Below are 13,083 nucleotides of genomic sequence, written 5' to 3'. Positions count from 1 at the left end.
TTCGCGTTGAACCACAGCACCGGATTGTTCGGGTCGTTCGTCGCGCCCGCCGCCACCTGCAGCCCGCCCGGCACGAGCCCGTTCGGCACGGTCGACGGCAGCGCCGCCGCGGCCGCCGCCGCACCCTGCTGCGCGGCGATCTGCGCGGCAACCGCCTGCGCCGCATGCCCGAGGTTGCGGATCGACGGCTGGCTCGCCTGCAGCGCCTGCTGCGGCGACACCCCAAGATTCGGCACGCCCGGCACACCGCCAACGCCTCCCGCGCCACCGCCCGACGCGCGCGCCGTCGCCTGCCCGAGATTCATGATCCCCGCCGCGTGCGCGTGCGCCGGCACAACCGCCGCCAGCATCAACGCGATTGCCTGACACAGCGGCCGGAGATTCGATCCCAAACCTGCCTCTGAGTGGAAAACCGCTCGTTGTACGCGCACACGTGCTGCCATTGTTGACTGTCCCGAACACAATGAATGGAGCGCCGCATCCGACAGGCGCCCATCGCGCGGGCCGAAACGCAGCCCCGACGACGCCCATCCGAATCGGCCGGCAAATATGCAAAAGGTACGGACTTGACGTGGCAGACGCGTTTCGGGTGTTACGAACGATTTTGGCCGTCCGGAAAGGTCCGTACCTTTTCGGGCCGTCCAAATCCGGACGATTCAGCCAGCCCCGTTCGCAAGGCCGCCTTCAGCCCGAACCATCGCTTCATCGATGTGTTGCGCCAGCGCCTGCCCGACACGCTCGATCACGGCGGGCCAGTCGCCCGGCTTGTCCTGGCGAAACAACCGCGCCGTCGGATACCACGGGCTGTCTTCCCGCTTCAACAGCCAGCGCCAGTCGGGCACGCGCGGCAACAACACCCAGACCGGCTTGCCGAGTGCACCGGCAAGGTGCACCACCGACGTGTCGACCGAGATGACCAGATCGAGACATGCGATCAGTGCCGCCGTATCCGCGAAATCCTGCAGATCGGCACCGAAATGGAGCATGCCGCTTTCCGAAAGCGTCGCTGCGTCGCGCTCGCGCACCTGCTGATGCAGGCTGACAAACGTCGCGCGCTGCCGATACAGTTGCGCGAGCGCCGCCAACGCGATTGACCGATTCACGTCGTTGTTGTGCGCGGCATTACCCGACCACGCGAGTCCCACCTTGAGTTGCCCCGACGCCCCCAGCCCTTCCAGCCGGCGCTGCCAGTTGCGCACACGCGTGAGGTCCGCATGCAGATAGGGCGTATGTCCCGGAATGGTTTCCAGATCGGTACCCAAAGCCAGCGGCACGCTCAGCAGCGGACATTGCAGGTCGAAGGCCGGCAGCGGTTCACCCATTGCGACAAGTTGCGGCACGCCCTGCAGCGACGACAACAACTCCTTCAGGGCTGGCGGCACCTCGAGCACGACATTCGCGCCACGCGCTTCGACAAGCCTTGCGTAGCGGCAAAACTGCAGCGTATCTCCGTAGCCTTGCTCCGAATGGAGCAGGATCGTCTTGCCGGCAACCGGCTCCCGCCCCGACCAGAATGGCCGGTTGGCGTGACGGCGTGACCGGGCGGCGACCGCGTCCACCCAGCGGTATTCGTATTTTTTCCACCCTTCGGAGAAGTCCCCGATCAGCAGACGGCAGTACGCTTCTTCGTGATGTCCCGCGCCTTTGGTGGGCTCCAACGACTGCATCTGGCGGTAGCAGTCAATTGCGTCGTCGAAACGCCACAGCTGCTGCAATGCTGCGCCCCGCAGCGCCCAACCGTTGGCGTCGAGCGGCTCGACAGCGGCCGCCTCTGCGAAGCTCGCGAGCGCGTCGTCGTATCTCCCGAGTTTCTGCAACGTATGCCCACGGCTCATCAGCAGTTGCGCATTCGCCCCGATCTGCTCAAGGGCGCCGTCGTAGCTATCCAGCGCGTCGGCATAGCGCTCCAGCATCCGCAAGGCAACACCCTGGTTGCTTAGCGCAGCGAGCAGGTTTGGATCATGGGTGAGCGCCCGAGCATAGGCGTCAGCCGCCTCCGCGTGACGACGCAATCCGTGCAGTGCATTCGCCCGTCCCAACCATGCTCCCGCGTGATTCGATGGGAGCGACAGAATGCGATCGCAATGCTCGAGCAATTCCTCATGGCGGTGCAGCAGGTCAAGTGCAACAGAGGCTTTGTAGAGGATGTCGACGTCGTCCGGTTTCACCTCGAGCGCCTGGTTGAAAAAGACCAGCGCCTGCGCATCGTTTCCGAGTGCAAGAAGCATCATCCCGCACTGCGACAGCAGCTCGGGCACGCGCGGTCGAATGACCAGCGCAAGACGGTAGCTGCGCAACGCCTCGTCGTGCCGGCCAAGATCGCGCAGCGCGTGACCGCGATTCGTATGGGTCGCAAAATCGCGTTGGGAAATCGCCAGCGCACGATCGAAGCTGATCAGTGCATCCGCGGGGCGGCCGAGCGCACGCAATGCGTTGCCCCGGTTGCTCCATGCCTCTGCGAGCCCCGGAGAAATCGCCAACGCCTGCTCATAGGCCTTCTGCGCTTCGGCATAGCGTTCGAGCCCGAGCAGGGCGTTACCGAGGCTGACATGCGCGGATGCATGCCGCCCGTCCAGACGCATCGCTTCCCGAAGCGGCGCAAGCGCGGCTTCGTGGCGCCCGAGCTTAACGAGCACCAGGCCGTAGTTGGCGAACGCCCATGCGTAACGCCGCTCGGTCCGCAGCGCGCGAGCCATCAGGCGTTCCGCCTCGACACAATCGCCACTTTGATCGCAGGCCGCACCGAGCAGCAGCAATGCTTCCGTATTCTCAGGATCGATCGCGAGCACGCCGCGATAGAGCTGCTGCGCCTGCGCGAACTCGCCACGCTCAAGCAACGCGCGCGCTTTTTGCAGCGAATGGCGTATCGCCGCACCCATCACGGCGGCGCGGCCGCCCGTCACGTCCATCACGGCCGCGCTGGATTCCGCTGTGCGCCCGCCGCGCGCCCGATCCTCATGCCTCTTTTCGCGCTCCATCGCTCACCCGTTCACGTCGGCAATGCAGCCGGCGACGAATTCGCCACGGACCGCAATGCCGCCCCGATCCGGTCGAACACGTCGCTCCATTCCCCCGCGCGCGACTGCCTGAACAGCCGCGCGCTCGGGTACCACGGACTGTCGTCGCGATCGAGCAGCCAGCGCCAGTCGGGCAGGTACGGCAACATGATCCACAACGGCTTGCCCAGCGCGCCGGCCAGGTGAGCGACCGACGTATCCACGCTCACGATGCAGTCGAGACACTCCATCAGCGCAGCTGTATCGGCAAACGATCCAAGCTCGTCGCCGAAGTGCCGGATACGCGATGCTTCCAGCACCGGCCGATCCTCGTCGCGCACCACCTTCTGGATGCTGATCCACTCGACCTCGTCGGTAAGCAGCGGCAACAGATGTTCGAGCAGAATCGAGCGATTGTGATCGTCCAGATGGTTCGGGTTGCCCGACCATGCGATGCCGACACGCGCACGGGTCCGCTCGCCCAACCGGGTTTGCCACTTCTCGACTTTCTCGGGCCGCGCCCGCAAGTAAGGCACGTCGGACGGCATCGACGCCAGATCGGTTTGGAACACGAGCGGCAGACTCAGCAACGGACAGTGCACATCGAACGGCGGCAACGGTTCCCCATAGCCGACCACCTCGTCGACACCCTCGACATCCGCCAGCACCGACTTCAGTGCGCCCTGCACCTCGATGATCACGCGGGCGCCGAGCGCCTTGACGAACTTCGCATAGCGGCAGAAATGCAGCGTATCGCCAAGGCCCTGTTCCGCATGCAGCAGGATCGTCTTGCCATCGATCGCTTCTTTCCCGAGCCATAGCGGCTGCGCGAACGCCCGCTTGTGCGCACCGACCTGATCTTCGCGCCAGCGCCATTCGTAGGCCGGCCATCCCCGCTCGAAATCGCCCATCTGCAGATAGACGAACGCCTTCGTAAAATTCGCGGCGATGTTCTCCGGGTCCAGCGCGACCACACGGTCGTATGCGATCAGTGCTTCTTCGTGGCGCATCATCGAGCGCAACACGTTACCGCGCTGATAGTGAGCCAACTGGTCAGCGACGTCGATCGCGAGTACGCGATCGTAGCTGGCGAGTGCGCCGTCGTAGCGGTGTAGCCGCTGCAATATGCGACCGCGCGTAAACCACGCCAGTGCATAGGCCTCATTGATCTCGATGGCCCGATCGCAACTCTCGAGTGCTTCCGTCTCACGCCGCATGCGCGTCAGCGTTCTGGCGCGATTGCACAGCACTTCAACGAATTTGGGCGCAACGTCCAGCGACGCGTCATAGCTCGCCAGCGCCTCCGCGTACCGCGCAAGCCCAAACAGCGCATTCCCTCGGTTGGCAAGCGCCCCCGCGTGCCGCGCATCCAGCGCGATCACGCGATCGCAGCGCGCCAGCGCATCCTCATAACGGCCGACACGTTCGAGCATCACCCCGCTGTTGTAAAGCGCGTCGACAAAATCCGGCTGCCCCGCAATCGCTTCATTCAGGCTGGCCAGCGCCTGATCGAGCCGACCGAGATCCGCCAGCGTCATCCCCTGCATCAGCAGCATCTCCGCGCTGTTCGGCGTAACCGCCAGTGCGCGCGCATAGTGCTCGAGCGCGTCGTCGAACCTGCCCAGCTCGCGCAGTATCTGCGCCCGCTGCCGATGTGCGTCGAACGACCGGCGATCAACCGCCAGCGCCCGATCGCAGGATTCAAGCGCCTCCACATGACGCTGCAACGCCTGCAGCGCGGCCGCACGCCGCCACAACGCTTCGATCAACGTCGGCGCGAGTTCGAGCAAACGGTCGTACGCCGCGATGGCTTCGGCGTGACGCCCCAGATCCGCCAGCACCCCCGCCCGCAACAGCAGCGCGCGCAGGTGCGCAGGATTGAGCGACAGCGCGGCATCGAGCCGTGTCAGCGCTTCGTCCCGGCGGCCGAGACTGACGAGCACCGACGCATGATTGGCCAGCGCAAGCGCCGACGGCATGCGCTCGATCGAACGCCGCATCGCCGCGTCGGCCTCGCCCATCCGGCCATGCTGAAAGTGCAGCACGCCCAGCAGATGCCACGCCTCCGCATGATCCGGATCGACGCCGAGCACCTCGCGATATCCCCGTTCCGCATCCAGCAGCGCGCCACGCTCGTGAGACGCACGCGCGCGTCGCAACGCACCGTCGACCGTCGTCGACGCCGTCCGCGGACGCGCTTCGCGCTGCGAACCGCTACCCACCCGAGACCCCATTTGTCTATCTCCTGGACGCTATGCGCCCTTTTTCATGCGGCTAAATCAAGCTGGCGATCTCCGCTCGCACCGATTCGATCACGTCTTGCCAGCGTCCCGGAGCGGGTTGCCGGAACAGTCTCGCACTCGGGTACCACGGACTGTCATTGCGCTCGCTCATCCAGCGCCATTCGGAAAGATGGGTCACGAGTATCCAGACCGGACGGTTAAGCGCACCGGCCAAGTGCGCAACAGCCGTATCGACCGAAACGACCAGGTCCAGCGACTGAACCAGCGCCGCGGTGTCCGAAAAATCCCGCAGATCCGCATCGAAGCTGTCGATCGGGCTCTGTTCGAGCAACGCTGCGTCGCGATCGCGCACGACCTTCTGCAGGCTGATCCATTCGACGTCCAGATCGAGCAGCGGCATCAGGTCGGCAAGGCCAATCGAACGGTTGCGATCATTGCGGTGTTCCGGATTGCCGGACCATGCGAGGCCCACGCGCAGGCTCCGCCGCGCACCGAGCGTGGTTTCCCATTTCTGGATCAGGCCCGCATCCGCGTGAAGGTACGGCGTGCTGGCCGGAATGGTCGGCAAATCCGTCTGGAATGCGAACGGCAGGCTGAGCAGCGGGCAGTGGAAATCGAAGGCCGGCAACGGCTCGCCCCGCGCGATCACACGCACCGGGCCACGCAGCGACGCCATCAACGAGCGAAGCGCCGGCTGCACTTCCAGCACGACCTGCGCGCCCGCGTCGGCCAGGCGCTCCGCATAGCGGCAGAACTGTATCGTGTCGCCGAAACCCTGTTCCGCATGAATCAGGATCGTGCGGCCATCGAGCGACTCGCCTCCGGTCCAGCGCGGTTGGGAAAACACACGGTCATGATGTTCGGATTTCGGATCCCGCAGCCGCCATTCGTACTTCGGCCATCCGCGCGCGAAGTCACCTCGTCGCAAGTGGATGAAACCCTGCGCGAAATGCGCGTCGACGTAGTTCGGATCGAAAGCGATCGCGCGATCGAAGGACTCCAGCGCGTCATCGAACCTGAGCATCTCGAGCAGCACGCTGCCCCGGTTGAACCACGCCATCGCGTACTTCGGATTGATCGTGAGCGCCCGGTCGAACGACGCCAGCGCGGTGTCGTAACGATGCAGATCCTGCAACACGTTGCCGCGATTGCACCAGGCCTCCGCAAACTCCGTGTTTGAGGCGAGCGCGGCGTCATAGCTCTGCAACGCCGCGTCATGACGCTCGAGCTCGCGCAACGCAGTGCCTTGATTGCACAACACGTCCACCGCGCCGGGCTCGATGTCGAGCGCGCGGGTATAGTCGGCGAGCGCGTCTTCGTGCCGTTTCAGGCTCAGCAGCGCATTGCCGCGGGTCGCATACGCCTTCGCGTGACGCGGCTCGAGCATCAGCACCCGATCGCAACGCTTCATCGCTTCTTCCGCGCGCCCGAGCCGCTCCAGCGCGACCGCGCTGTTGTACAGCGCTTCGACGGAATCCGGCTTCGACGCGATCGCTTCGTTGAAGCTCGCGAGCGCTTCCTTCGGGCGTCCGAGATCGACGAGCGTGCGGCCTTTCACGGACAGGATCTCCGGATGGTTCGGCGCAAACTCGAGCGCGCGCTCGTAGTTGAACAGCGCCTCGGCATGGCGCTGCAGATCCCGCAGCACGTTCCCGAGGTTGTACATCGATTCGAACGAACGGGGCTCGACGGTCAGCGCGCGCTCATACGTATCGAGCGCGTCCTGAAGCCGTCCAAGCGCACGCAGCGCCGCGCCCCGGTTGCACAGCGCATCCAGCAACAGCGGCGACGCATCCAGCGCGCGGTCGTAATCCGCCAGCGCCGCCGCGTATCGGCGCATGCCGATCAACGCGTTGCCGCGGCGTACCAGCGTCTGCACATGATGCGGATCGAGTTGCAATGCCGCCTCGAAATTCGCCTGCGCCGCATCGAAGTCGCCATCCGCCGCCAGCAGCACGCCCAGGTCCGACAATGCGCCGGCGTCCGGCGCGATCGACACGGCCCGTCGAATCAGCCGCTTCGCGTCGGCCGTGTTGCCGCGCTGATGCTGAAGAACCCCAAACAGATGCAACGCATCCGCGCGATCCGGCTCGTTCGCGAGCACGCCTTCGTATTCGCGCGCCGCGTCGTCGAACCGGCCGGCCGCGTGCCAGTCCCGTGCGCGCGACAGGTTCGCCGCCCGGTTGCGGCTCTCGGACGCGCTGGCCACGGGCGCGCCTGCCCCTGCGTCATGCGGGTACTCAACCTCCATCTTCGCCCCCTCGTCGTGTTGCACAACGCAACGCCACCTGTCGCTCGAAGCGATTGCTTCGGGTGGCCGCTCGTTCCTGCATCAGACTAGCGGGCGGGCCGCAACACGCGTGTGACGAATGTTACGGACCATTTTTGCCAGCGCGTCGCTCAACACCCCCCATCGACATGAAGCTGACTTACGCCTTTCAGGCGCAATGCGTCGACAGGTTCCGTGTCGCAATCGACGAAGCGCGGCAATACCGACCCGAGGCAAATCGCCAAGCCGACAGGCCAGCCGGTGTCGCGGCACGTGCAGGCAAGCAGTAGGTAGTTTCACTGGGTGCGGGGCGTCATGATGCTGCCACATGCGCGTCGCACGCTGGAAAAAACGAATCGTCCGATTAGCGGACGTAACACCGGTGTCAACGGATCCATCACGCACGGAGGGGACTGCCATGCTTCCAGCACGAATCGCACTCGTATCGCAATCCGCAAGCGTCGCTTATGCCGATCTTGTACGCGTCGCCCAAGCGCTGAACCTGCAGGTCAATCGCGATCTGGCTCCGATCTGGGACGTTTCCGGCACGGTGATGGCGCTCGATTCGCCAGACAGGCTCGATCCCGGCCTCTGGCCCGTGTATATCGTTGACGAGGTTCCGGAGGGCACCGCCGGTTTCCATCTCACAGAACACAACCAACCCTATGCGATTGTCCAGTCGGGCGCGACCTGGTCGCTCTCCGCGAGCCACGAAACGCTCGAGATGCTGGTCGACCCGAGCGGCAATCGCCTGACGGCGGCGAACGCGGTAAAAATCGTCAATAACGAGGTGCAGGACGGCGATGGCAAGGTCGAATACCTCGTCGAGATCTGCGACCCGTCCGAAGATCCCGCTTACGCCTATCTGATTGACGAGGTACTCGTCTCCGACTTCTATACGCCTCACTTCTTCGAACCTGCCGGCACTTCAGGCGCACGCTACAGCTTCAGCGGACGCATCTCGCGGCCTCGCCAGGTGCTGCCGAACGGCTATCTCACGTGGTTCGACCCACAGACCCACACGCTGCGCCAGGTGCGCCATTTCGGTGCACCGGAGATCGTCGATCTCGCGAAGAACGAGCCCGGCGCCGGTTCTCTGACTGGCGGCCGTTCGCTGCGCAGCTTCGTCGACGCGATGACCCCGCCGCCGCGCTGCCTCTCGCAGCTCACGTCGGCCGCCCCGGCGGTCGAACGACGCGATGCGCGGCGCGCGATGTTCGCGATGGCCGCCCCCGCACGCGGCCAGATGTTCTCCGCGGCGCTCGAGAGCGCGAAGCAGGCAGCCGCGGATGCCGCCGCGAATCGGCAAGCCGAAGCGGGAACCGCACAGGCCGCGCTCGACGCGCTGGCCGCCAACCGACCTGTCTTCGCAAACGAGGGCGTACTGTCGGTACGTGCAGGACTTTCCTGGCCCCTTCCGCCCGCTGCCCCCCGACACACCATCGTGGTCACTGCGCAACCCGACCAGGTTGTAGCGTTGCGCGCGCAACTGCCCGCTACGCTGGACAACGTGCCGGTCGAAGTTCGCGCCGCGAATGCGATGGAGGAGATGCGCGTGCTGGATCCGGGCCGCTATCTCGCCATTGCCGATGCACGGCACGAGCTTCGGCAACCCGACTTCGACGGCGAGGTTTTCTTCGACGGCAAAGGCAACGCCGTTCAGGACCATCCGGCGCCGCTCACGGCGTTCGCCACCGCGCGCGCTCACAAGGAGCAAATCCCTTACACGCCTGCCCCTGAAGCCACCCTCGACGAGGTCACTGCGCCGGTCACGCTCGTCCTGCACGCGAGTCCGGACGCGGGCTGGTCGCAGTTGTCGAATTTCATCGCGGGCGTTCGCGAGGAACTCGTGGTCGGCATGTACGATTTCACGTCGGCACACATCCTCACGGCGGTCGAAGACGCGCTTGCGGGCGGCAAGAAATTGACGCTCACGCTCGATCACCCCGCGAAAAACCACACTGCGGATCAGACCGACGAAGAGACTCAACACGCCCTGCACGAGTCGCTCGGCGGCAACTTTGCAGGCACCTGGGCACTCACGAACTCCGACCCGAAGGCGCCGGTCTGGATCTACCCGAATGCGTATCACATCAAGGTGGCCGTGCGGGAGGACGACACCTTCTGGCTTTCGTCCGGTAACTGGAACAACAGTAACCAGCCGGAGATCGATCTGTCGGATCCGGCATCCGCCCGCAAAATTGCGGCCGTCAGCGACCGCGACTGGCATGTCATCGCCGCCAGCCCGAAACTGGCCGAAACATTTCGCGCCTTTCTTCAGCACGATTTCGACATCGCCAGGGAGAACATCGCCGAGCTTGCGGCGCAGGCGGCAGGCGCGCGGGCTGCGATGGAGCAAGTCCTGCAGCAGGGCGTTCCCGTCGAAATGTTCGCCGCCGGCAAGGCCCCGCAGCAATTTTTCACACCGCGCACGCTGACGGACACCATCCGCATTCAACCGCTCCTCACGCCCGACAACTATAGCGAGCACGTCGAGGCGCTGATCGCGTCCGCGAAGCGTTCGTTCTACATGCAGACGCAATACATCCATCCGAGCGGTCACCCCGACGACGAAAAGCATGACGCGCTCATCGCCGCGGTCAAGGACCTCATCGACCGCGGACTCGACGTGCGGTTGATCACGAGCGAGTACCAGACCGATGCGTGGGTCGACAAGCTCGTGCAAGCCGGCATACCCTCGTCGGTCCTGCGTCGCCAGGCCAATGTACACAACAAGGGCATCGTGGTGGACGGCGACAAGGTGATGGTGAGCAGCCAGAACTGGTCCGCAGACGGCACCCTGCGAAACCGCGATGCCGGCTTGATCATTTACCATGCCGACGCAGCGGCCTATTTCCAGCAGATTTTCTTGCACGACTGGAATTTCCTCGCGTCGACGATCCAGGGCTGATGTCGTCCTGCGATGTGGGAAAGCCCCGATGAAACGGGGCTTTCCGTGTTCTGCCCTGCAAATGGCTTGACGCAAGCCTGTCTTGTTCCGTGACTGCGTCACGATAGGCAGGACGGAGTCACCGAATGCGGGGAGATGACCGATGACCCGTATCGGAAGTGTCGGGTCACGGCTCAGTTCAAATAGGTAATGACCAGTATGTTTCGAAGCGCCTCGCGCAGGGTCGACTGGACACAAAGCCGACACGCGGCGGCATGTCGACCGCCCGGTTGCCGCCCGCACTCGTGCCGATAAACGACGAGTCGCCCGTTTCCAGACGCGACGGCACGTTGCCGGGTTCGGCGGCCTCTACTGCGAGGATTGCACCGGCACAACCGTCGCCACCGCACTCTCCAAACGAACCACAGGATTCCTCACGATCCTCCGAGGCAGGACGATCGGCGACCGGAATCGATCTGCGTCCTTCGCGCTCGAGTCGATATTGCGCTTTCGCAATAAAGCCGGATAATTCCATCGTGTCATCCAGGAGCGACTTCCGAACCATGCACGAAACGAGCGTATCGCTGACGGCACCCTTCGTCACGGAAGACAGCAACTTGTGGTTCTCCGCGTACCACCTCGGATGGGGTTACACCGCGTTCGAGATTCCCCGCGAGGTCGCGCGCGTCAAGCTCGGTGCATCAGACACCAGCGGCACACATCTGAAACAGATATTCGAGCGCGAGTCCGACAGAATTTCGCGAGCCGTAACAAACCGCGGCTTTGCTGCCGACGGCAAGCGTGTCCCGCTCTGCCCGACCGATTTCTAGCGCCAGGCTTCAACCTGCTTTCACACTCTCCGCCGTGAAGACCTCGCTGAACTGCGAGGCAACTGCCATTCGCCGTTCCCTTTGCCCGTGCTCCATCCATCGTCGACACATCGACATGTGCGGCATTTTCATGTCCAACCCGTCTTGGCTATAGAGATGTGGACCTCATGCGAAGTGTGAGTGGCATGCGTCGCAGACGCCAGCCGCGCATCGACGTCGCAACGTGTCGCGTCCGCCAATTGCTCGCTCCCTGATGGCACAACCGTGCACCGGAGAATTCGCATGTCAATCGCTTCAATATTCCTGCGACGGATTGCGGCATGGTGGGGGCACGTTGCGCGTCCTGCACGTCCAGCCCGCTCTTCTGCGAACGCCAGCGGCGGGTTGCATCGCGCGTCCTGCTCGCTGACGTTCCGCGCCGCGCGCTGGCGTTCGCCGTGGCTTGCGTGGCAGATCCTGTCCTGGCTAACCGGCACGCTGCTCGCGCCGCCGTTCTGGGTAGTCGGCTCGCTGCTTGCGATCAACCCGCATAGCGATCAGCCTTTCTTCTGGCCTTCGCTGATGGCCATCATCGCGATGACCAACGCGATCGCGATCGTGCACACGAATCAGCGCCATCATCGTCGGCCGTTCGCCGGCTCCGCGCAGATCGTCCGGCATTACCTCGGCATCGGCATGCACGTGGGCTGTGCGCTGTTCCTGCTGCTGGCGTGGATGGCGGGCGTACTGGAGGCGTTCGCCGGGCCGCTCGGTGTGACGTTCGGAATCGTGGGCCCGCTGGGTCCGACGCTGTGGACCGCGATTGTGACCCTCGCGTTCGGTTTGTTGTCTTTCATGCCGGCGAGTGTGCTGCACGCATGGCTTGCGTTCGATACGCAACGCTTGTCAGTTTGACTTTCCGTGAGGCGGAAGGGCTGGCCTGCAGCGCGGGATCAAACGCGGGTCAGCAATGCTGCCAGAGTCGCATGGTGTCGATTCGCCACACCTGGCACTCACCCACCGCACAACACGCCCGCCTCCACCGTCGCCGCGCGCGGCGCGTGTGCCTGCATCGGCTCGAGTTGCGGCTGGTCGGATTCCGTGAACGGCACCCCTGAGGTTCTCAGAAATGTCTTGATCGGATCGCCCGGGATCGCAATCACGTAGCTCGCCGCGCCTGAGCGTGTCGCCACCGAACGCGCATCGTCGCCGGACACCGTCGCCCGATCGGTAATCACGCCCACCACCAGCCCCGCCTGATCCAGCACCGGGGAGCCGCTCGCGCCGTTGGTCGCCGATGACATCAGCGTGAATTCGCCCGATGCGTCGTTGCGCGCGTCGGTGCGCGTGAATGCGTTGTACATTGCCGTCGCCCGGTCAGGCATGTGCCGCAGCACTTCGTAGCCCGCCGCGAATACGGGCTGCGCGCCTCTCACGGTCCCGCTCGTCGCGAAGCTTGCCGCCAGCAACGGCCGGATCGTGCTCGTGATCACCGCCAGATCCTGATCGCGGCTCACTGCCTTGACCGTCGCTCGGGCGACCCGTGCATCCTTGATCACGAACAGCGTCTTGCACGTCTCGACGACATGACGCGCCGTCAGCATGTCGCCCTGCTCATTCACGAAAAAGCCTGTCGCGTTGGCTTCGAGCGCGAACCCGTCGATCTGTTTCGACGGCGCGATCATGGCGGGCTCGCGTGTCGTCTGGGCTATCGCGGCGGTGGCGAAAATCATCGCCGCCCACCCCGCGCGGGACAACCCTTTCACCGCGGACGCCCGACGCCGCCCGGCACGGATCGCCGCGCTGCCACACATGCCGTCCGTGGCAGCGCGGCCCGACTCCATCGTCATCGGCATGGTCCCCTCCGTACCCATTG

The 13,083-nt window shown here is 64.6% G+C and carries 9 protein-coding genes; 4 read left to right on the top strand and 5 right to left on the bottom strand.

Annotated elements, in window-relative coordinates:
• The first annotated feature begins 6 nt into the window (after positions 1–6).
• The gene (locus DID96_RS39110; protein ID WP_260464021.1) at positions 7–366 is read left to right on the top strand and encodes a hypothetical protein; all 360 of its coding nucleotides are present in this window, start codon (positions 7–9) and stop codon (positions 364–366) included.
• Positions 367–656: 290 nt separating this feature from the next.
• Here the strand turns inward: DID96_RS39110 and DID96_RS27460 are convergent, their stop codons facing one another.
• From DID96_RS27460 to DID96_RS27450, 3 genes are read right to left on the bottom strand one after another with little or no spacing between them, the layout of a single operon-like run.
• Positions 657–2,978: a tetratricopeptide repeat protein gene (locus DID96_RS27460; protein ID WP_260464020.1), complete on the bottom strand. Its 2,322-nt coding sequence runs from the start codon at positions 2,976–2,978 to the stop codon at positions 657–659.
• Between the two features lie 11 nt (positions 2,979–2,989).
• Positions 2,990–5,230 carry a tetratricopeptide repeat protein gene (locus DID96_RS27455; RefSeq protein WP_124602379.1) on the bottom strand — a complete coding sequence of 747 codons (2,241 nt, stop codon included), beginning with the start codon at positions 5,228–5,230 and terminating at the stop codon, positions 2,990–2,992.
• 40 nt (positions 5,231–5,270) lie between these two features.
• The gene (locus DID96_RS27450) at positions 5,271–7,490 is read right to left on the bottom strand and encodes a tetratricopeptide repeat protein (RefSeq protein ID WP_124602378.1); all 2,220 of its coding nucleotides are present in this window, start codon (positions 7,488–7,490) and stop codon (positions 5,271–5,273) included.
• Positions 7,491–7,926: 436 nt separating this feature from the next.
• Between DID96_RS27450 and DID96_RS27445 the strand changes: the two genes are divergently transcribed.
• On the top strand, positions 7,927–10,419 hold the full coding sequence (locus DID96_RS27445) for a phospholipase D-like domain-containing protein (RefSeq protein WP_185732376.1): 2,493 nt from the start codon (positions 7,927–7,929) through the stop codon (positions 10,417–10,419).
• A 178-nt stretch (positions 10,420–10,597) separates the two neighbouring features.
• On the opposite strand, the gene DID96_RS27440 is transcribed toward DID96_RS27445, so the two are convergent.
• Positions 10,598–10,933 (bottom strand): hypothetical protein, encoded by a 336-nt coding sequence (locus DID96_RS27440; RefSeq protein ID WP_124602376.1) that lies wholly within the window; start codon positions 10,931–10,933, stop codon positions 10,598–10,600.
• 28 nt (positions 10,934–10,961) lie between these two features.
• Between DID96_RS27440 and DID96_RS27435 the strand changes: the two genes are divergently transcribed.
• Both DID96_RS27435 and DID96_RS27430 read left to right on the top strand, forming a co-directional pair.
• Complete coding sequence (locus tag DID96_RS27435) at positions 10,962–11,228, top strand: hypothetical protein (protein ID WP_124602375.1); 267 nt, start codon at positions 10,962–10,964, stop codon at positions 11,226–11,228.
• A 264-nt stretch (positions 11,229–11,492) separates the two neighbouring features.
• Positions 11,493–12,122 carry a hypothetical protein gene (locus DID96_RS27430; protein ID WP_185732375.1) on the top strand — a complete coding sequence of 210 codons (630 nt, stop codon included), beginning with the start codon at positions 11,493–11,495 and terminating at the stop codon, positions 12,120–12,122.
• A gap of 98 nt (positions 12,123–12,220) precedes the next feature.
• Here DID96_RS27430 and DID96_RS27425 read toward each other — a convergent pair whose 3' ends face one another.
• The gene (locus tag DID96_RS27425) at positions 12,221–12,940 is read right to left on the bottom strand and encodes a serine protease (protein ID WP_185732374.1); all 720 of its coding nucleotides are present in this window, start codon (positions 12,938–12,940) and stop codon (positions 12,221–12,223) included.
• Positions 12,941–13,083 lie beyond the last annotated feature (143 nt).

Origin of the sequence: Burkholderia sp. Bp8963 (genome assembly GCF_003854275.1) — a bacterium.
Taxonomy (GTDB): Bacteria; Pseudomonadota; Gammaproteobacteria; order Burkholderiales; family Burkholderiaceae; genus Burkholderia.
The sequence above is the reverse complement of the archived record's forward strand: the minus strand, read 5'-3'. Positions and strand labels throughout refer to the sequence as shown.